17 protein-coding genes are annotated in these 19845 nt (G+C 55.9%); 5 read left to right on the forward strand and 12 right to left on the reverse strand.

Translation table 11 applies throughout. The annotated features are described in order from the left end of the window. Positions 1–10: 10 nt before the first annotated feature. Positions 11–1534, forward strand: a complete 1524-nt coding sequence (gene lysS, locus N879_RS03940) for a lysine--tRNA ligase (protein WP_009458015.1) — start codon at positions 11–13, stop codon at positions 1532–1534. Positions 1535–1713: 179 nt separating this feature from the next. Here the strand turns inward: lysS and N879_RS03945 are convergent, their stop codons facing one another. The 8 genes from N879_RS03945 to uvrB all read right to left on the reverse strand — a co-directional run bounded on the left by N879_RS03945 (position 1714) and on the right by uvrB (position 9318). After that, positions 1714–2730, reverse strand: coding sequence for a Bug family tripartite tricarboxylate transporter substrate binding protein (locus N879_RS03945; RefSeq protein WP_235484236.1), 1017 nt, complete (start codon positions 2728–2730; stop codon positions 1714–1716). A gap of 289 nt (positions 2731–3019) precedes the next feature. Continuing rightward, a complete protein-coding gene (locus tag N879_RS03950; RefSeq protein ID WP_009458020.1) occupies positions 3020–3898 on the reverse strand; it encodes a methylglyoxal synthase in 879 nt (292 codons plus the stop codon). Positions 3899–3904: 6 nt separating this feature from the next. Beyond that, the gene (locus N879_RS03955; protein WP_003801383.1) at positions 3905–4228 is read right to left on the reverse strand and encodes a HesB/IscA family protein; all 324 of its coding nucleotides are present in this window, start codon (positions 4226–4228) and stop codon (positions 3905–3907) included. Positions 4229–4282: 54 nt separating this feature from the next. After that, positions 4283–4666 (reverse strand): iron-sulfur cluster scaffold-like protein, encoded by a 384-nt coding sequence (locus N879_RS03960; protein WP_009459111.1) that lies wholly within the window; start codon positions 4664–4666, stop codon positions 4283–4285. Beyond that, positions 4663–5856, reverse strand: coding sequence for an IscS subfamily cysteine desulfurase (locus N879_RS03965; RefSeq protein ID WP_009459110.1), 1194 nt, complete (start codon positions 5854–5856; stop codon positions 4663–4665). The genes N879_RS03960 and N879_RS03965 overlap by 4 nt, the downstream gene beginning before the upstream one ends. A gap of 33 nt (positions 5857–5889) precedes the next feature. After that, positions 5890–6366: a Fe-S cluster assembly transcriptional regulator IscR gene (iscR, locus tag N879_RS03970; RefSeq protein WP_021446710.1), complete on the reverse strand. Its 477-nt coding sequence runs from the start codon at positions 6364–6366 to the stop codon at positions 5890–5892. A gap of 141 nt (positions 6367–6507) precedes the next feature. Further along, positions 6508–6999 (reverse strand): low molecular weight protein-tyrosine-phosphatase, encoded by a 492-nt coding sequence (locus N879_RS03975; RefSeq protein ID WP_031232182.1) that lies wholly within the window; start codon positions 6997–6999, stop codon positions 6508–6510. A 297-nt stretch (positions 7000–7296) separates the two neighbouring features. Next, on the reverse strand, positions 7297–9318 hold the full coding sequence (gene uvrB, locus N879_RS03980; protein WP_009459107.1) for an excinuclease ABC subunit UvrB: 2022 nt from the start codon (positions 9316–9318) through the stop codon (positions 7297–7299). A gap of 84 nt (positions 9319–9402) precedes the next feature. Between uvrB and N879_RS03985 the strand changes: the two genes are divergently transcribed. From N879_RS03985 to lexA, 3 genes are all read left to right on the forward strand, one after another. Continuing rightward, positions 9403–10605, forward strand: coding sequence for an amino acid aminotransferase (locus N879_RS03985; protein ID WP_009459106.1), 1203 nt, complete (start codon positions 9403–9405; stop codon positions 10603–10605). A 71-nt stretch (positions 10606–10676) separates the two neighbouring features. After that, a complete protein-coding gene (locus N879_RS03990) occupies positions 10677–11237 on the forward strand; it encodes a GNAT family N-acetyltransferase (protein WP_009459105.1) in 561 nt (186 codons plus the stop codon). Between the two features lie 105 nt (positions 11238–11342). Continuing rightward, positions 11343–12002 carry a transcriptional repressor LexA gene (gene lexA / locus N879_RS03995; protein ID WP_009459104.1) on the forward strand — a complete coding sequence of 220 codons (660 nt, stop codon included), beginning with the start codon at positions 11343–11345 and terminating at the stop codon, positions 12000–12002. 313 nt (positions 12003–12315) lie between these two features. On the opposite strand, the gene lon is transcribed toward lexA, so the two are convergent. From lon to tig, 4 genes are all read right to left on the reverse strand, one after another. Then, positions 12316–14781, reverse strand: coding sequence for an endopeptidase La (gene lon, locus N879_RS04000; protein ID WP_009459101.1), 2466 nt, complete (start codon positions 14779–14781; stop codon positions 12316–12318). Positions 14782–15054: 273 nt separating this feature from the next. Then, entirely contained in the window at positions 15055–16356 is a 1302-nt protein-coding gene (gene clpX / locus N879_RS04005) for an ATP-dependent Clp protease ATP-binding subunit ClpX (RefSeq protein WP_009459099.1), read from the reverse strand. 100 nt (positions 16357–16456) lie between these two features. Next, positions 16457–17110 carry an ATP-dependent Clp endopeptidase proteolytic subunit ClpP gene (gene clpP, locus N879_RS04010; RefSeq protein WP_021446711.1) on the reverse strand — a complete coding sequence of 218 codons (654 nt, stop codon included), beginning with the start codon at positions 17108–17110 and terminating at the stop codon, positions 16457–16459. After that, positions 17110–18420: a trigger factor gene (tig, locus tag N879_RS04015; RefSeq protein WP_009459092.1), complete on the reverse strand. Its 1311-nt coding sequence runs from the start codon at positions 18418–18420 to the stop codon at positions 17110–17112. Before tig ends, clpP begins: the two co-directional genes overlap by 1 nt. Positions 18421–18593: 173 nt before the next feature. On the opposite strand from tig, the gene N879_RS04020 reads away from it, so the two are divergent. Further along, positions 18594–19805 (forward strand): CaiB/BaiF CoA transferase family protein, encoded by a 1212-nt coding sequence (locus tag N879_RS04020; RefSeq protein ID WP_021446712.1) that lies wholly within the window; start codon positions 18594–18596, stop codon positions 19803–19805. Positions 19806–19845 lie beyond the last annotated feature (40 nt).

The raw sequence follows: 19845 nt of genomic DNA on the forward strand, positions 1-19845 counted from the left end.
TACTGACACAATGACTGAACCGCTAGACACTTCCGCCCCCGTCGTAGACGAAAACCGCCTGATCGCCGAGCGTCGTTCCAAACTGGACCGCCTGCGCGAAAACGGCATCGCCTACCCCAACGATTTTCGCCCTGACGCTCACGCTGCCGAGCTGCACAGCCAGTACGGCGAGCAGGACAAGGATGCCCTGGCTGCAACCAATAAAGTCGTGAAAGTAGCTGGCCGCATGATGCTCAAGCGTGTCATGGGTAAAGCCAGTTTTGCCACACTGCAAGATGCTTCCGGCCGCATCCAGATCTACCTGGACAAAGCCGCACTGGGCGAAGAAAACTACGCGGAATTCAAGGGCTGGGATATCGGTGACATCCTGGCCGTGGAAGGCACAGTCTTCAAAACCAATAAGGGCGAGCTGTCCGTACATGCTTCCAGCGTGCGCCTGCTGGCCAAGTCCCTGCGCCCCCTGCCCGACAAATTCCACGGTCTGGCTGACCAGGAATTGAAGTACCGTCAGCGCTACGTAGACCTGATCATGGGTGAAGACACCCGTCAAACCTTCCTGGCCCGCAGCAAGGTCATGAGCAGCTTGCGCCAGCACATGGCCCAGGCCAACTTCCTGGAAGTGGAAACCCCCATGCTGCACCCCATTCCGGGTGGCGCATCGGCCAAACCCTTCATTACGCACCACAATGCGCTGGACATGGAAATGTACCTGCGTATTGCTCCCGAGCTGTACCTGAAGCGTTTGATCGTGGGCGGTTTCGAGCGCGTATTCGAGATCAACCGCAACTTCCGTAACGAAGGCGTCAGCCCTCGTCACAACCCTGAATTCACCATGATGGAGTTCTACGCGGCCTATACGGATTACCAGTGGCTGATGGACTTCACCGAAAACCTGATACGCGAAGCCGCTATCAGCGCCCGTGGCACCGCCACCCTGCAATACCAGGAACGCGAGCTGGATCTGAGCCTGCCTTTTGATCGCCTGACCATTACCGGCGCCATCATGAAGTACGCTCCGTCCTACCAGATCGAACAGCTGGAAGATATCCAATTCCTGCGCACTGAGCTGGCTCGCCTGAAAGTGGACGTGAACTCACCCCCACTGCGCGATGCCGGTCTGGGTGCCTTGCAACTGGCTCTGTTTGAAGAAACAGCAGAATCCAAGCTGTGGCACCCTACCTTCATCGTGGACTACCCCGTGGAAGTGTCGCCACTGGCACGCGCTTCGGACACCCAGGAAGGCATTACCGAGCGCTTTGAGCTGTTCATTACTGGTCGCGAAATTGCCAATGGTTTCTCGGAGTTGAACGATCCTGAAGATCAGGCCGCACGTTTCCAGGCCCAGGTTCAGGCCAAGGACGCTGGCGACGAAGAAGCCATGTTCTATGACGCGGACTACATCCGTGCACTGGAATACGGTATGCCTCCTACAGGCGGCTGCGGTATCGGTATCGACCGACTGGTCATGTTGCTGACCGATAGCCCTGCTATCCGTGACGTGATCCTGTTCCCGCACCTGCGTCGCGAGGACTGATCAGTCTCAAGCAAGAAAAACGCGCGGTCTTGACCGCGCGTTTTTCCTTATGCATCTTCGGCCGCACATACGCACATACGCACATACGCACATACGCACATACGCAGCTATTCTGCCCGTTCAGGAACAGACTCCACTCCAATCGCATCATTACAGCCCTACGCCGGTAAAGACAGACCTCACTCAGGCTTGATACCAGCAACTGCCGCCACTTCACGAAACAAGGCAATATCACGCGCCACGATCTGATCTAGCGACTCGGCCGAACCAGGCGCGATCACAAAGCCCTGCTCCTCCAATGGCTCCGCAAATTCGCGCGAATGCAGTACAGCCGTAATATCGCGATTCAGCCCGGCAACCACCTCATCGGGCGTGGCACGTGGCACAAAAACGCCCTGCCAGCTTTCGATCACGAAATCAGACACTCCCAATTCATGAAAAGTGGGAACATCCGGTAAAACCTTCGAACGCTCCGGCGAGGTCACCGCCAGAGGGATGAGTTCACTCTTCTGAATGTTCTGGATTGTCCCAGAGATATCAATAAGCGCCCCGTCCACATGCCCACCTAGTATGTCCAACATAGCGGGGGCCCCTCCCGCGTAAGGAATGTTATTGGTTTGCGTACCCAAACGCTGGTTAAGCATCTCGACGGCCAAATGATAAATACTGCCGTAACCAATCGGCAGCGCTGCAGATACTTCGCCAGGCCGACGCTTGAGTAACGCCACGTAATCATCGAAGTGATTAACGCCCAGCCCTGGCCGCACTACCAGCACCTGCGAATTAACAATAGTGCGGGTCACACCACGGACCTCCGTCTCGCTATAGGGCAGCTTGCGACCGAGGGCAGCGTTGATCGCAAGCTGATCCCCGCTAGACAACAGGGTATGCCCGTTTGGGGCTGCACGAACTACCCGGTTGACGCCAAGACTGGTGTGAGCGCCGGGCACATTATCCACGATCACCGTTTGTTGCCACAATTTGGCAAGATTTTGCGCGAGCATCCGTGCGATACGGTCAGCGTTGCCGCCCGGATTCACCGGAACAACAATACGCACAGGCCCGGAGGGAAACGTATCGGCCTGCTGCGCACGTGCCGGAACCGTGGCAAACATAGCACCCAAAGAAGAAACAGGAACTCCAAGCCGGGCGGCGATACCCGCGCCGGTCGCTTTCAAGATCATGCGTCGATTCAAGCCTACCTCCAGTATCCACAGACTGCCCCATTGATCGGGCGACATTGTGTTGCAGTGCTTGCCAACAACGAACTGTAGTCTAGAGAGCCCCCGTGCGCGAATCAAGCTGCCCTCGTCCCGACCGTCGCTAAAGCGCCTCTCAGCGACTTTCGCGCAGCCTGACCACTTGCTCGGCGACACGTCATGCCGAAACAAAAAAGGACGCTCGAAAGCGTCCTCTTTTTACTGCGAATCCAGGCTCATAGACTCATCGTGTTGCACCTGTGTTGCGAGTACGATTTGGAGGCAATTAATCCACCGGCAAACGCATCACCGCCTGCGCCCATTTATGAGCCACCTCAGGCGAAGAAAAACACGAAGCCTTGTCAGCTACCACGCGCACCGCACGCTCCAGCAGCTGGATGTCAGCCTCGTGCTGACGCGCAACGTGCGGGTCTTCAAAGAAGATGACACGTTGACAACGATTTTCCAGCACCAGCTCGGCAATTTGTGCATCGCCGCCCAAAGGTCCACTTAGATATGACTGAATCCAGGGTGTTTCCTTAGGCCAGCCTTTAGACCAGGCCAGCTCATTCAACAGGCGGCTTGTCGTCCCGGTTCCCACGCGTTGGCCAAAGCGAGACAGCAGATCAAAATGCTTGTCGGCAAACTCAATCATCTTGTCCTTGAGTGCATCGTGCGCAATCATGGCCAAGGTTTGATTAGGGAAGTCAAAAATACGTTTGCAGCTGGAATCGGGCCACAAGCCGCGGCTGACACGCTCCACTTCAATCCATTCAATTGCACCCATCAAGGTAGAAATGAAAGGACGGCCATGCGTGATGCATTGGCGCTTGAGCGCCAATGCTTCCGGAAAAATGGATGAAGGGTCTACCGGGTCAATCAGATAAATGGCGCCATCAAAAGGCGGTGTACCATCCGGGCTTTGCGTGACCCGGGCCACCAGCTTCATCAAGCCGCCATCACGACCATAGGGATAGCGAACCAGGCCGCCATAGCCTTCCAGCAGGCCCGAACGCTCGATGGCATTACAGGTACGACCGACCGTATAAAGCTCAACTTCCAATTCGCGAATACCGCTGGCTGAACGCCGCAACCACTGAAACAAAGCCGCATCTGCCGAATCATGGTGCAATTGATTGGCCGCCAAACCGAAACGTAATGACATGAGTTCCTACACGGTAAACGATTCGCCACACCCGCAGGAGGCTTTCTCATTTGGATTGATGAACTTGAAACCTTCATTGAGGCCATCACGGCCATAATCCAGCCGCGTGCCGTCAATAAAGGGCAGGCTTTTAGGATCAACAAACAGTTTAACGCCGTGCTCTTCAAACAGTTGATCGCCTTCAACCGGCTCATCAACAAAATCCAGCTTGTAGGCCAGACCCGAGCAACCGGTCAGACGTACACCCAAACGTAGCCCCAAACCGCCCCCGCGTTTTTTCAAATGACGCTGGATATGTTCTGCGGCGGGCTGAGTAAGAGAAATAGACATAATCTTTTCCTTTCTATAAACCTGAAAGAATATTCAGCCTTCAGGCTTGGACAACTAAAACGCGCCTTTGTTCTGTACCGAGGCAATAGCGGCCTGAACCGCCTCCTGGGCCAACAAAGCACAATGCACTTTGACCGGCGGCAATTCCAGCGCTTGCTGCACATCTGTAGACGAGAACTGAGCTGCCTGCTCCAGACTGCGACCTTGCAGCCACTGTGTCGCCAATGAGGCGGCAGCGATGGTACAGCCACAGCCATAAGCCTTGAAACAGCTATCCTGAATCTGGCCCTGCTCCGATACCTTGAGCTGAATGCGAATCAAGGCCCCGGTTTCGTGACTTCCCGCTTCCCCTGTACCCACGTCAGCATCACTGCTGTTCATGACACCCACATGACGCGGGTGCAGGAAATACTCCATGACAGCGTCACTATATATCATTGCGCGAACTGCTCCGAAGCAGGCTCGCTCCACAAGGGAGAGATGGCCCGCAATTGTTCAACCACACGACGGATGGCGGCTATCGTGTCATCAATGTCCTGCTCGGTCGTGAAACGACCAAGGCTCAAGCGCAAGGAGCTGTGCGCCAACTGATCGCTGCGACCCAAGGCCGTCAATACGTAGGACGGTTCCAGGCTGGCCGACGTACAGGCCGAGCCGCTGGACACGGCCAGATCCGTCAGGGCCATCATCAGAGCTTCGCCCTCGATGTGATCCACGCTGATGTTCAGGTTGTGCGGCACACGCTGATCCAAGGTGCCATTCAGGAACAGGTCAGGGATAGACTGCAGGCCAGCCCATAGACGATCTCGCAGCGCGGTGATGCGCTGATTGTCTAGATCCATTTCCTGCGCAGCCAGTTCAAAAGCACGCCCCATGCCCACGATCTGATGAGTGGCCAGCGTACCGGAGCGAAACCCGCGTTCGTGCCCGCCACCGTGAATTTGCGCTTTCAGGCGCACGGCCGGTTTACGACGGATATACAAGGCACCGATCCCCTTGGGACCGTAAGTCTTGTGGGCAGACATGGACATCAAGTCCACGGGCCATTCCTGCAGATTGATCGCTACCTTGCCGGTAGCCTGGGCGGCGTCCACATGGAACAGCACCTTGTGCTCCCGGCACATTGCCCCCAGGGCCTGCACATCTTGAATCACGCCAATTTCGTTATTCACCAATATGACCGAGGCCAGGATGGTGTCGGGGCGAATGGCTTGTTCAAACGCCTGAGGATCAATCAGACCACTGGGCAGAACATCCAGAAAGGTGACTTCAAACCCTTCGTCCTGCAAGGCCAGACAGGTATCCAGCACGGCCTTGTGTTCCGTACGGACGGTAATAATATGGCGGCCCTTGGACTGATAAAACTGCGCGGCACCTTTTAACGCCAGATTAATGGCTTCGGTAGCACCGGAGGTCCAGACGATTTCACGCGGCTCTGCCCCTACCAAAGCGGCAACCTGACGGCGCGCCTGGTCCACGGCCTCTTCCGCATCCCACCCATAGGGATGGCTGCTGGAGGCCGGATTGCCAAATCGTTCCGTCAACCAGGGAATCATGCTGTCGGCCACACGCGGGTCTACCGGTGTAGTGGCGGCATAATCCATATAGATACGCTGAGCGCGACTCATACAAAACTCCGGGTCAGTAGCGGATCTTGCCCACTACAAAGTACATTCTTCTGGCTGGCCGGCTTCCTGAGCGGCCAACTTCAGCTGACGCAGACGCTGCTGATCAACCAAGTCCTGTAGCGAGACAGAATCCAGATAATCGACCATTTTACGACTAAGCGTCGCCCAAAGCTCGTGAGTCATGCACTCGCCTTTCTGCCCATTTGTGCCCTGCTTGCAATTACCCTTGCCACCGCATTGGGTGGCATCAACGGGCTCATCGACCGCAAACACAATGTCAGCAACGGTGATGTGGCGAGCCAGACGCGCAAGCGTATAGCCACCACCCGGACCACGCACACTATCGACCAGTTCATGGCGGCGCAACTTGCCAAACAACTGTTCAAGATACGAGAGCGAGATACCCTGTCGCTGGCTGATGCCTGCGAGCGTCACCGGTCCACTTTGCTGGCGCAGCGCAAGATCGATCATCGCGGTTACGGCGAAACGCCCTTTTGTCGTCAAACGCATGATAGTTTCCTTGCCAAAGGCGAAAGCGGCCGGACTGCCAACGGCAAATCCGACCAATTTGGTCCAGTATAGCAAATACAGGGGAAACTACCGTGCTTGAGCGTGTGTTTTTACACTTATACTGAAGTGTTATGTAGCCACTCAGGCAGCACGGTAATTGGGGACGCGCTTGCGAACCAGTTCGAACACGCCCTGGCAGGCATCTTCGATATAGTCCATGACCTTATTAAAGCCATCCTGGCCGCCATAATAAGGATCGGGCACGGTAGCCGCTTCATAGTCAGTGGCAAAGCGCATCAGCAGCATGAGCTTGTGACGGTAAATGGGAGGACACATTTGCTGCAAGGCAGCGTGGTTTTCCCAGTCCATGCTCAAGATAAGGTCGAAGTTGCGAAAGTCCTCGCACTGGACCTGTCGGGCCTGATAGGTAGAGATGTCATAACCGCGTTTACGAGCGGCTATCTGTGCGCGTGTGTCAGGATGCTCGCCAACATGAAAGCCATGCGTGGCGGCTGAATCCACCAAAATAGCCTCCGACAAACTGGCCTGGTCGACCAGTTGGCGCAAGACACCTTCGGCGCTGGGGGAGCGGCAAATATTCCCTGTACAGACAAACAGAACCTTACTCATAATGCGTCAAAGTCTGCGGGAAAACCCCAAATAAGGCAAGACGAAACCGGGGTGAAAACAGACCCCGAAAATCGCCTTGAAAACAGCAAATCGGTATCGTTTGGGAGCTGCCAGTAAGAACCGGTCGCAGCTGCTTGAAGTTTGGAATAAACCAAAGGCGCAGCAACCTTTGCTTAGCGGATACACCACTTTCTCGAGATGAGATAAATCAAGCAATACACCCGAGTGATGAAAGCCGGTAGCAGAACGGCGTTTTTTCTGAGCTTTCGTCCAGCTTTAGTTGCAAATACACAACAACCATCAAGCCATCAGCAGTTTGGCCTTCAGTCTTTGCAACTTGTCGCGCGCGGCTGCCGCTTGCTCGAACTCCAGGTTGCGGGCGTGATCCATCATCTCTTTTTCCAGACGCTTGATCTCGCGTGCAGCGGCCTTCTCGTCGCGGATCAACTCGTCCGGCACATCCTCGCGCAAGCTGGCGGTTGGATCCGAGGCAACAACACCATCAATCAACTCACGGACGGCCTTGTTCACGCCACGCGGCGTAATACCGTGCTCTTCGTTAAAGGCGATCTGCTTGGCACGACGGCGCTCGGTTTCTTCGATAGCGCGGTGCATGGAGTCCGTCATTCTGTCGGCATACAGAATGGCTTTACCGTTCAGGTTACGCGCTGCCCGACCTATGGTTTGAATCAGGCTGCGCTCCGAACGCAGGAAGCCTTCCTTGTCCGCATCAAGAATCGCCACCAGAGACACTTCGGGCAAATCCAGCCCCTCACGCAGCAGGTTGATCCCGACCAGCACATCGAAGACGCCCAGACGCAGATCCCGGATAATCTCGGCCCGTTCCACCGTATCAATGTCCGAGTGCAAGTAGCGCACGCGAATACCGTTCTCTGACAAGTATTCGGTCAGATCCTCTGACATGCGCTTGGTCAGCGTCGTCACCAATACACGGTCTTCCTGCGCAGTACGCAGCTTGATTTCACCCAGCAAGTCATCGACCTGCGTGGTAGCCGGGCGAACCTCGATTTCCGGGTCCACCAGTCCGGTAGGTCGCACCACCTGTTCAACCACATTGTCTGCATGCTCTTGCTCGTAGGCAGCGGGTGTAGCCGACACGAACACGGTTTGCGGCATACGGCGTTCGAACTCTTCCAGTTTCAAAGGCCGGTTATCCATGGCCGAAGGCAGGCGGAAACCGAACTGCACCAGGGTTTCTTTACGCGAGCGGTCACCGCGATACATGGCGCCCAACTGCCCGATAGTGACGTGGCTTTCATCGATAAACATCAGGGAGTTACGCGGCAGGTAGTCGATCAGTGTCGGCGGCGGATCGCCAGGCGCGGCTCCTGACAAGTGGCGGGAGTAGTTCTCGATGCCTTTGCAAAAGCCCAGCTCCTGCAGCATCTCCAGATCAAAACGGGTGCGCTGCTCCAGGCGTTGAGCTTCAACCAAATGCCCTTCCCGTGTCAGAAATTCCAGACGCTCGCGCAGTTCGAGCTTGATGGTTTCAATCGCCCTCAACACGGTTTCGCGTGGCGTCACATAATGCGAGCTAGGGAACACGGTAAAGCGGTTCAGCTTCTGCACGACCTTGCCTGTCAGCGGATCGAACAACTCCAGCTCTTCAATCTCGTCATCAAACAGGCTGACTCGCAAGGCCAGCTCCGCGTTTTCTGCCGGGAAAATATCGACCACTTCACCACGAGCGCGGAATATCCCACGCTGAAAATCCAGATCGTTGCGCTCGTACTGCATGGCGACCAGACGCGCCAGCAGCTCCTGCCGGGCAATACGGTCGCCCTTGCGCAACGTCAGCACCATCGCATGGTAGTCGCCGGGATTACCGATACCGTAAATGCAGGACACAGTACCCACAATAATGGTGTCCGGCCGCTCCAGCAGGCTTTTGGTGGCCGACAAACGCATCTGCTCGATGTGTTCATTGATGGACGAGTCCTTTTCAATAAACAGATCACGCGATGGCACATAGGCCTCGGGCTGGTAGTAATCGTAGTAAGACACAAAGTACTCCACGGCGTTGCGTGGAAAGAACTCGCGCATCTCGGCGTACAACTGCGCCGCCAGGGTTTTATTGGGCGCCAGAACAATGGCCGGACGCCCGGTGCGAGCAATAATGTTCGCCATCGTATAGGTCTTGCCCGAGCCCGTTACCCCCAAAAGGGTCTGGTACATCAAGCCATCATCAATCCCCTCAACCAACTGCTCAATCGCCGCAGGCTGGTCGCCAGCAGGCAAATAAGGTTGGAAAAGTTTGAAGGAACTCCCCGGAAATTCTTGAAAGGCAGGCTCAAATTTCATGCTAGACACACTTTAGGGTAAGCCCGTATTATCACATTAATGCTTTGTTTTTCTACCTTTCTGCACTAACGCCCCCATATCATCATGACATCGCTCTTCGAAACCGTCGAACTGGCTCCACGCGACCCTATTTTGGGTTTGAACGAACAATACAATGCCGACGAACGCAGCGGCAAAGTTAATCTGGGGGTCGGTGTTTACTACGACGATCAAGGGCGTATCCCGATTTTGCAGGCTGTTCAAAAGGCTGAGGAAGCCATGATGAGCAAAGCCGCCGCGCGCAGCTACCTGCCTATTGAAGGGATCAATACCTACAATCTGGGTGCTCAAACCCTGTTGCTGGGTGCCGACTCCCCCATCATTGCCGAAGGCCGCGCCTTGACCGTGCAATCCCTGGGCGGTACCGGTGCGCTGAAAATCGGTGCTGACTTCCTGCAGCAACTGCTGCCCCAGTCCGAGGTTTACATCAGCGATCCAAGCTGGGAAAACCACCGCGCCCTGTTCGAGCGCGCCGGCTTCAAGGTCAACACCTACGCTTACTACGATGCCGCTACGCATGGCCTGAACTTTGACGGCATGATCGCCTCGCTGCGCGCCATGCCGGCCCAGTCCATCGTGGTCCTGCACGCTTGCTGCCACAACCCGACCGGCGTGGACCCCAGCATGGAACAATGGGCCCAGATCGCCGAGCTGATCAAAGAACGTCAACTGGTTCCTTTCCTGGACATCGCTTACCAAGGCTTTGGCGCCGGTCTGGAAGAAGACGCCAGCGTAGTGCGTCTGTTTGCCAAGCTAGGCCTGTCCATGTTCATCAGCTCCTCGTTCTCCAAGTCCTTCTCGCTGTACGGCGAGCGCGTTGGCGCCCTGACCCTGGTTACTTCCAGCAAGGACGAAACCTCCCGCGTACTGAGCCAGGTCAAGCGTGTGATTCGCACCAACTACTCCAACCCACCCACACACGGTGGCAAAGTTGTGGCCACGGTACTGAACTCGCCTGAACTGTTCCAGACTTGGGCGACTGAACTGGCCGGCATGCGTGATCGCATCCGCGAAATGCGCGCCCAACTGGTTGCCAAGCTGAAAGAGCACGGCGCTACCCAAAACTTTGACTTCGTGCTGCAACAGCGCGGCATGTTCTCCTACTCCGGCCTGACTGCCGAGCAAGTCGAACGCCTGCGCCAGGAACACGGCATTTACGCTGTCAGCAGCGGCCGTATTTGCGTTGCTGCATTGAACAGCCAGAATATTGACGTCGTGGCCAAGGCCATCGCTCAAGTCCTGAAGTAAGCTGTCCCTCACTACAGCCCCAACGCCCTTCTTCGGAAGGGCGTTGTCGTTCCAGCCCTTGGAGCACTACCATGACAGACACGATTTCCCTGAACACCGAACGCCTGATCTTGCGCCCCTGGAAAGCTTCCGACCTGGAGCCCTTTTTCCGCTTGAACAGCGATCCCCACGCGCTGCGTTTTTACCCGGCCACCCTGGACCGTGAGCAAAGCGATGCCATCGCCCAGCGCAGCCAAAACCTGATCGACGAACATGGCTGGGGTCCCTGGGCAGTCGAGCTGAAAGAAAACGGGGCCTTCATTGGCATGGTGGGCTTGAACCGCCCGACCGCCGATCTGTACTTTCAGCCTTGCGTGGAAGTTCTTTGGCGTTTGCTGCCTGAGTACTGGGGCAAGGGCTATGCCACCGAAGCGGCACGAGCCTGCATGGACTTTGGTTTTGACGAACTGGGCCTGGATCAAATTGTGGCGTACACCGCTCAATTGAACTTGCCTTCGCAGACCGTCATGCAACGCCTGGGCATGACAGAGCAAGCTGGTACCTTTGATCACCCCGGTGTAGCGGCGGGCCACAAACTCGCCCCCCATGTGCTGTACACCCTGGACCGCAAGGATTGGCCCCAGTCTGCCTGAGCGGCCCGAAGGGTCAAAAAGTAAGCCTTTAGGGCCCTCACCGCTTGCAAAAACGCCAACTGTAACGCACAATCTTTACTGTATATATATTCAGCAGACAATACTATGACCGCCAAGCTCACTGCACGCCAACAACAAGTGCTGGACATCATTCGTTCTGAAATCGAACGGACGGGTTTCCCTCCCACTCGAGCAGAGATTGCTCAGGTGCTGGGTTTCAAATCCGCCAATGCGGCCGAAGATCATTTGAAAGCTCTGGCCCGCAAAGGCGCTATCGAGCTGACTGCCGGCGCCTCGCGCGGCATACGCCTGCTCGGTACGGATACCCGCGAAAGTGCTGCTCCCAGCAGCAACGCATTGGCCAATCTGGCTGACGCCCTCTTGCTGCCCATTATTGGTCGCGTGGCTGCCGGTAGCCCTATTTTGGCCACCGAGCATATCGAGCGCGAGATTGGCGTCGCCCCTACCCTATTCACCCAAACGCCTGATTACCTGCTGCGCGTACGCGGCTTGAGCATGAAAGACGCGGGCATTTTTGACGGCGACCTGCTGGCCGTCAAGAAAGCCAGTGAAGCGCGTAATGGGCAGATTGTGGTGGTACGTATTGGCGACGATGTCACCGTCAAGCGCCTGTCGCGCTCCAGCAATCAAGTGGTCCTCCTGCCCGAGAACCCGGACTTTGAACCCATCATCATCACCGACCCGGACTCCCTGTCTTTGGAAGGCATTGCTGTGGGTCTGATTCGTACCAGCCCGCTGCATTAAGCTTCCTCTTTCTTGGTCACCAGAGCAGTTTTACAGGCTTGGTGCTCCTGACAAGAGAAAAACCCCATATACCGTTTGGTACATGGGGTTTTTTATTGGTCGAAGTGCATGCCGATATACAGGTTTGAGCAGCCGTAAACCCCTCGCGCAAGCTAGCGACTTTCAACTCCCTCAATATCGTTGCCCAAAAATCTGGCTCCCACTGCTATCAATATGACTAACCTCGAAGCCACGATCAGCCTGACCAAAATGTAAACAGGCTACCTTGAACCCAAGGTAGCCTGTTTCACTGCTTGCTTACTACTGCTGATGCTTAGTGCTTGAAAGACTCAGACCCCGCCCCAGCAGCACGCGTGGCTGCCAAGGCCTCAGCGGCCAGGCGAGCTACTTCTTCGTCGCTCAGGGGCGTTACAGCGTCTTGCAGGGCCACTTCCAGTACACGGTCAATCCAACGCACCGGGATGATCTCCAGCGTGTTTTTCACGTTATCTGGAATATCGGCCAGGTCCTTGATGTTTTCTTCCGGGATCATCACGGTTTTAATGCCGCCGCGTTGCGCTGCCAACAGCTTCTCTTTCAAGCCGCCGATAGGCAGAACTTCGCCGCGCAAGGTGATTTCACCCGTCATGGCCACATCAGCACGGACCGGAATACCCGTCAGGCTGGACACGATAGCGGTCGTAATGGCGATACCGGCCGATGGACCATCCTTGGGCGTAGCGCCTTCAGGAAAGTGCACGTGCAGGTCACGCTTTTCAAACACGCTATTGGCAATGCCCCACTTCTGAGCACGCGAACGCACAACCGTACGAGCCGCTTCGACCGATTCTTTCATCACATCGCCAATCGAGCCGGTGCGCAGCACATTGCCTTTACCGGGCATATCCGCGACTTCGATGGTCAGCAATTCACCGCCCACCTCGGTCCAGGCCAGACCCGTCACCAGGCCAACCTTGTTCTCTTTTTCGGCCAGGCCGAAGGAGAAACGACGTACGCCCAGGTAATCGTTCAGATTCGCCGCATTCACGACCAAGGTTTCCTGGGTCAGTGTCTTGTTGCGAGCTGCACGCGTACCGGCTTGTGGATTGGCCACCAACAGCTTGCGAACAACCTTGCGGCAGATCTTGCTGATTTCACGTTCCAGGGAACGGACACCCGCTTCACGGGTGTAGTAACGCACGATGTCGCGCACGGCATCTTCAGTCACTTCCAGCTCGCCATCGCGCACGCCGTTGTTCTTCATCAGCTTGGGCAAGAGGTAATCGAAAGCAATACGCACCTTCTCATCTTCGGTGTAACCCGACAGACGAATCACTTCCATACGGTCCAGCAGGGCCGGTGGAATGTTCAAGGTGTTGCTGGTTGCCACGAACATCACATCGGACAAGTCATAGTCCACTTCCAGGTAGTGATCCTGGAAGGTGTGGTTTTGTTCAGGGTCCAGAACTTCCAGCAGTGCCGAGGATGGGTCGCCACGGAAATCCGCGCCCATCTTGTCGATCTCGTCCAGCAGGAACAGCGGGTTACGTACACCCACCTTGCTCATGTTCTGAACCACCTTGCCCGGCATGGAGCCGATGTAGGTACGACGGTGACCGCGAATCTCGGCCTCGTCACGTACACCACCCAAAGCCATACGAATGAACTTGCGGTTCGTTGCCTTGGCAATGGACTGTCCCAGCGAGGTTTTACCCACGCCTGGAGGGCCAACCAAACACAGGATTGGAGCCTTCAGTTTGTCGACACGTTGCTGAACCGCCAGGTACTCGACAATACGTTCCTTGACCTTTTCCAGACCAAAGTGATCCGCATCCAACACTTCCTCGGCATTGCTCAAGGAGTTGTTGATACGGCTCTTTTTGCGCCAAGGCAGGCCAACCAGCGTTTCAATGTAGTTACGCACCACGGTTGCTTCGGCTGACATCGGCGACATCAGCTTGAGCTTCTTCATTTCCGATTCGGCTTTCTTGAGCGCTTCCTTGCTCAATTGAGCCTGCTCGATGCGTTTTTCCAGCTCTTCAACATCAGCGCCGTCTTCGCCTTCGCCCAGCTCTTTCTGAATCGCCTTGACCTGCTCGTTCAGATAGTAGTCGCGCTGGCTCTTTTCCATCTGCTTTTTCACACGGCCGCGAATGCGCTTCTCGACCTGCAAGATGTCAATTTCGCCTTCCAGTTGCGACAGCAGGCTTTCCAGACGCTCCAAAGCCTTGGGCGTTTCCAGCATGCCCTGCTTTTGTTCCAGCTTCAAAGGCAAATGAGCGGCGATGGTATCGGCCAGACGGCCAGCATCGTCAATCCCGGTCAGGGAAGTCAGAATTTCCTGAGGAATTTTTTTATTCAGTTTGACATACTGCTCGAACTGACCCAGCACCGCACGACGCAGGGCTTCGGTTTCAGCAGCATCACCGGAGTCGCCGGGCACTTCGACCACCGAGGCCATGAAGTGGGTTTCGGCATCCTGTACCTGGGTGATTCGAGCGCGCTGCAAGCCTTCCACCAGCACTTTTACCGTGCCGTCGGGCAGCTTGAGCATTTGCAAAATACTGGCCGCACACGCAATTTCGTAGAGATCCTCGGGAGCGGGATCGTCCTTGCCTGCGGACTTTTGCGCCACCAACATAATGTTGTTGCCGGACTCCATTGCCAGCTCAAGGGCTTTGATCGAGCGAGGCCGGCCAACAAAAAGCGGAATCACCATGTGAGGGAACACCACTACATCGCGCAAGGGAAGCAGCGGCAGCTCAATAGGTTCCGTAGAAAGAATCTGGCTCGCAGACATAGTCATTTCCTATAAATGTCCTTAGACGCAAAAGGGAAGCCTGGGCTTCCCTTTCACGGTTTAACCTGTTGTAGCTCAGATTGTGGCGAATTTTGATATTTCAAGTAGGCCGAACGACCATTAGAACAGAACTTTACAGAGTTAAAGAGAGACAAGCCCTTATGCCTAGTGGTCTTCATAGGTCCACTCCTTTCTCTTTACCTTCGCCTGTCGCCCTGTCCCGCCTGCGCCTGTCCGACCAAAGCCAGACAGTGCACAAACGAGGAGATATCTCTAAGCTACTGCGTTTTTCAAGGGCGACTCAGTGTCACTGGCTTCACTATCGGACAAAGGACGACCCAAAATCAATTCGGGTTTACTCTTTCCGACAATGGCGTCCTCGGTCAGCACCACTTTGCTGACGTCTTTACGCGAAGGCAGTTCGTACATGGTGTCCAGCAGCGCTTGCTCGACAATACTGCGCAGGCCGCGAGCGCCGGTACGACGCTTGATGGCACGCTGGGCCACCGCACGCAGGGCTTCGGGCTGAACTTCCAGCTCTACGCCTTCCATGCTCAGCAGCTTCTGGAACTGCTTGACCAAGGCATTGCGCGGCTCGGTCAAAATGCGGATCAGTGCGTCTTCGTGCAGCTCTTCCAGAGTGGCGACCACAGGCAAACGCCCCACCAGCTCGGGAATCAGACCAAACTTGATCAGATCCTCGGGCTCGGCCTCAGAGAATAGCTCGCCTACGCCTCGTTCGGACTTGGCTTTCACAGAAGCAGAAAAACCGATACCGGATTTTTCTGTACGGTCGCGAATCACCTTTTCAAGGCCATCAAAAGCACCGCCCACGATGAACAGAATGCTGGTGGTATCCACCTGCACAAAGTCCTGGTTCGGGTGCTTGCGACCACCTTGCGGAGGAACCGAAGCGACTGTACCTTCGATCAGCTTGAGCAGCGCCTGTTGCACGCCCTCGCCCGACACGTCGCGGGTGATCGAAGGGTTATCCGACTTGCGGGAAATTTTATCGATTTCATCGATGTAGATAATGGCGCGCTGCGCTTTTTCCACATCGTAATCGCAGTTTTGCAGCAGTTTTTGAACGATGTTCTCGACGTCCTCACCCACGTAACCGGCTTCGGTCAGTGTGGTGGCGTCTGCCATCACAAAAGGCACATCCAGCATGCGGGCCAATGTTTGGGCCAGCAGCGTTTTGCCCGAACCCGTAGGCCCGATCAGCAAAATATTACTTTTGGACAGTTCCACATCGTCACGGCCTGCCTTGCCGCTACGAATTCGCTTGTAGTGGTTGTACACCGCTACGGCCAAGGTGCGCTTGGGCATTTCCTGGCCAATGACATACCCATCCAGAAACTCTTTGATTTCCTGGGGGGTGGGCAATTCTTTACGTTCACCATCAGGAGTGGCGCCCGCAGCTTCGTCACGAATGATATCGGTACACAGATCAATACATTCGTCGCAGATAAACACGGACGAAGGTCCAGCGATCAGTTTCTTGACCTCATGCTGGCTTTTATTGCAAAACGAGCAATGCAGAACTTTCTCGTCGGCCGATTTCTTTTCGGACATAAATTTAAATTTCACTTCAGGATGGTAAAAGGACGGGAACAAGTCCCGCCCCCGAACAGCCATAGTACTGCGTCAGATCGATCCCTGTAGGGACAGATGATTACTCGTCACGAGTGTTCATCACCTTGTCGATCAGGCCATAGGCCACAGCGTCTTCAGCTGCCATGAAGTTGTCACGCTCGGTATCCAGCTCGATACGCTCGACAGGCTGGCCGCAGTTTTCGGCCAGGATCTTGTTCAAGCGTTCACGCAGGCTCAGGATTTCCTTGGCCTGAATCTGGATATCGGAAGCCTGGCCTCGCGCACCACCCGAAGGCTGATGGATCATGATGCGCGAGTTAGGCAAGGCAAGACGCTTGCCCTTGACGCCCGAAGACAGCAAGAAAGCGCCCATGCTGGCAGCCATGCCGGTACACAATGTCGAGACTTCCGGCTTGACGAACTGCATCGTGTCGTAGATGGCCAGGCCTGCATAGACCGAACCACCGGGCGAGTTGATGTAGAGCGAAATATCCTTTTCAGGATTTTCCGACTCCAGAAACAGCAGCTGGGCCACAATCAGGTTGGCCGAGTTGTCATGAACCGGGCCCACCAGAAAGATGATGCGCTCGCGCAGCAGGCGGGAGTAGATGTCGTAAGACCGCTCTCCACGACCGGACTGCTCGATCACGATAGGCACGTAGCCCAAACCCGTAGGGGCAACGGATTGCCCCCCATGCATTGAGGCGTAGAAGTCGACAAAGGTTGACGACATTAGTTGGTTCCCATGATTTGGTCGAACGCCACCTCCTCGTCGGACACCTTGGCCTGGGACAGTACGTGCTCGACGACGTTATCTTCGAGTACCACTGCCTCAATCTCGGCGCGACGCTGGCGATCGGACAAGTAGTAGGCCACCACTTGGGCGGGCTGTTCGTAGTTCTGGGCAAATTCTTCGATGCGAGCACGAACCTGCTCGGGCTTGGCTTGCAGTTCAGCAGCCTTGACCAGTTCGGAGACCAGCAGACCCAGACGCACGCGGCGAGTGGACTCTTCCTTGAAGGCCTCGGCAGGGATAGGCATCTTGTCTGCATCAGGCACGCCGCGCTCTTTCAGCTCAGCGCGAGCTGAAGCGATGCGACCTTCCACGTCGTTGTCCACCAGAGCGTTAGGCACGTCAAATTCGCTGGCAGACAGCAAGGCGTCCATCACAGCGGATTTGTTGCGAGCGTGCACACGAGCCTTGATTTCGCGTTCGATGTTGGCACGGATGTCGGCCAGCAAAGCGTCCACATCACCTTCAGCCTGACCCAGGGACTTGGCAAACTCAGCATCCAGCTCGGGCAGAACAGGCTGGGCCACGTCTGTCACGGTGATCTTGAATTCGGCAGTTTTGCCAGCCACTTCCTTGCCGGTGTAGTCGGCAGGGAATTCCAGAGGGAAGGTTTTGGTTTCGCCTGCTTTCATGCCGGCAACGGCAGTCTCGAACTCGGGCAGCATGCGGCCACGACCTTGCAGGTACTGGAAACCTTCAGCGCTACCGCCTTCAAAGGCGACGCCGTCAATGGTGCCCACAAAGTCCAGAGTGATGCGGTCATCTTCCTGAGCTTGGCGATCAGCGCTGGATTCGTAGTTGGCGCGTTGCTTGCGCAGCACGTCTACGGTACGCTGGATGTCTTCGTCGGTCACAGGCGTGTTGGCACGCTTGATTTCCAGTTTGGACAGATCAGGCAGAGCCACTTCTGGGTAAACTTCGAAAGTTGCGGTAAAGGCCATGGTGCCTTCAGCAGGCTCGCCTTCTTTGGCTTCCAGATTAGGAGTGCCGGCTACGCGCAATTTGGAGTCCTGGATCACTTTGTCCAGGGCTTTGCCGATTTCTTCGTTGATGGCGTCGTAACGGATACCAGGGCCGTGGCTGCGCTCGACAACGGACAAAGGCGCTTTACCGGGACGGAAGCCCTGTACCTTGGCCGTACGAGCCACACGCTTGAGCTGGGCCTGGACTTGTTTTTCTACGTCGGCCACCGAAACGACCACATCGACTCGGCGCTCCAAGCCGGACAGAATTTCAACCTCGGGCTGCATTGAAGACCTATATTAAATTGAGTAATTGATAAGAGTAATCCGGCATTTTACCGGAAACTGGCACGGTAAATCCAAACAAACGTATTTTGAATCATAATTTCCTGTCAAGACAATACAGCCGTGCCGGACTATGATCCCTTACTTTACCTTCCCTACGCAAGACTGATATGCACATGAACTCCCCTTTAGGCGGCATCCGGGTCCTGGAACTGGGCCAATTGATTGCCGGCCCCTTTGCCGCCAAGATCCTGGGCGAATTTGGCGCGGACGTCATCAAGATCGAATCCCCCAAAGGCGGTGACCCCTTGCGTAAATGGCGTTTGCTGCATGACGGTAACTCGGTCTGGTGGGAGGTGCAATCCCGTAACAAGAAGTCTCTGGCCCTGGACCTGCGACAGGCGGAGTGTCAGGACGTGGTGCGCACACTGGTAAAAGAATGTGACATTCTGATCGAGAACTTCCGCCCCGGCGCCCTGGAAGAATGGGGGCTAGGCTGGGAAGACCTGAAAGCCATCAACCCCGGTCTGATCATGTTGCGTGTATCGGGCTACGGCCAGACCGGCCCTTACAAGGACAAGCCCGGTTTCGGCGTGATTGGCGAGGCCATGGGCGGCTTGCGCCACCTTAGCGGTGAGGCCGGACGGCCGCCGGTACGGGTTGGCGTGTCCATTGGAGACTCTCTGGCAGCCTTGCATGGTGTCATCGGCATCATGATGGCCCTGCGCCAGCGTGAACAGAACAAGGGCGAAGGTCAATATATTGACGTGGCCCTGTATGAATCCGTGTTCAACATGATGGAAAGTCTGCTGCCCGAATACTCCGCCTTCGGCGCCATTCGGGAGCCTGCCGGCAGCAGCCTGCCCGGCATTACGCCCAGCAATGCCTACGTCTGCAAGGATGGCAAGTACGCCTTGATCGCCGGCAATGGCGACAGCATTTTCAAGCGCTTGATGAACGCCATTGGGCGCGCTGATATGGCTGACAATCCCGACTACGCGCACAATGATGGTCGCGCCCGAAATGCAGGCGTGATCGATGCCGCCATTGGCCACTGGGCCAGCGCTCTGGAACTGGACAAGGTACTGGAAATTCTGGACCAGGCTGGCGTTCCCGCAGGGCGGGTTTATGACATTGCCGATATCGCGGTGGACCCCCACTATCAGGCCCGTGACATGCTGCTGGACAGCAGTCTGCCAGACGGCACACCACTTAAAGTACCGGGCATCGTTCCCAAGCTGAGCCACACCCCTGGCGCCATCTACCGCCCTGCTCCGCACCTGGGTCAGGACACCCAGGAAATCCTGGATAATCTGGGGATCAGCGCCGAACAACAAGCCGACTGGCAAGCACGCGGCCTGATCGCCACGAACCCAAAACGCAAGTAAAACAAAGCAGTACAAAAGCACCTGGGGGCCAGTACAAGAT

Source organism: Alcaligenes sp. EGD-AK7 (assembly GCF_000465875.3).
GTDB classification, from domain to species: Bacteria; Pseudomonadota; Gammaproteobacteria; order Burkholderiales; family Burkholderiaceae_B; genus Alcaligenes; species Alcaligenes phenolicus.

What these genes read in the sequence shown, in the direction of transcription:
- tig (WP_009459092.1), bottom strand. Translation starts at nt 18,420, where the DNA reads ATGCAGCCCGAGGTTGAAATTCTGTCCGGCTTGGAGCGCCGAGTCGAT.
- N879_RS03965 (WP_009459110.1), bottom strand. Translation starts at nt 5,856, where the DNA reads ATGAGTCGCGCTCAGCGTATCTATATGGATTATGCCGCCACTACACCG.
- N879_RS03985 (WP_009459106.1), top strand. Translation starts at nt 9,403, where the DNA reads ATGACATCGCTCTTCGAAACCGTCGAACTGGCTCCACGCGACCCTATT.
- iscR (WP_021446710.1), bottom strand. Translation starts at nt 6,366, where the DNA reads ATGCGTTTGACGACAAAAGGGCGTTTCGCCGTAACCGCGATGATCGAT.
- N879_RS04020 (WP_021446712.1), top strand. Translation starts at nt 18,594, where the DNA reads ATGAACTCCCCTTTAGGCGGCATCCGGGTCCTGGAACTGGGCCAATTG.
- lon (WP_009459101.1), bottom strand. Translation starts at nt 14,781, where the DNA reads ATGTCTGCGAGCCAGATTCTTTCTACGGAACCTATTGAGCTGCCGCTG.
- N879_RS03960 (WP_009459111.1), bottom strand. Translation starts at nt 4,666, where the DNA reads ATGATATATAGTGACGCTGTCATGGAGTATTTCCTGCACCCGCGTCAT.
- uvrB (WP_009459107.1), bottom strand. Translation starts at nt 9,318, where the DNA reads ATGAAATTTGAGCCTGCCTTTCAAGAATTTCCGGGGAGTTCCTTCAAA.
- lexA (WP_009459104.1), top strand. Translation starts at nt 11,343, where the DNA reads ATGACCGCCAAGCTCACTGCACGCCAACAACAAGTGCTGGACATCATT.
- clpP (WP_021446711.1), bottom strand. Translation starts at nt 17,110, where the DNA reads ATGTCGTCAACCTTTGTCGACTTCTACGCCTCAATGCATGGGGGGCAA.
- N879_RS03955 (WP_003801383.1), bottom strand. Translation starts at nt 4,228, where the DNA reads ATGTCTATTTCTCTTACTCAGCCCGCCGCAGAACATATCCAGCGTCAT.
- lysS (WP_009458015.1), top strand. Translation starts at nt 11, where the DNA reads ATGACTGAACCGCTAGACACTTCCGCCCCCGTCGTAGACGAAAACCGC.
- N879_RS03950 (WP_009458020.1), bottom strand. Translation starts at nt 3,898, where the DNA reads ATGTCATTACGTTTCGGTTTGGCGGCCAATCAATTGCACCATGATTCG.
- N879_RS03990 (WP_009459105.1), top strand. Translation starts at nt 10,677, where the DNA reads ATGACAGACACGATTTCCCTGAACACCGAACGCCTGATCTTGCGCCCC.
- clpX (WP_009459099.1), bottom strand. Translation starts at nt 16,356, where the DNA reads ATGTCCGAAAAGAAATCGGCCGACGAGAAAGTTCTGCATTGCTCGTTT.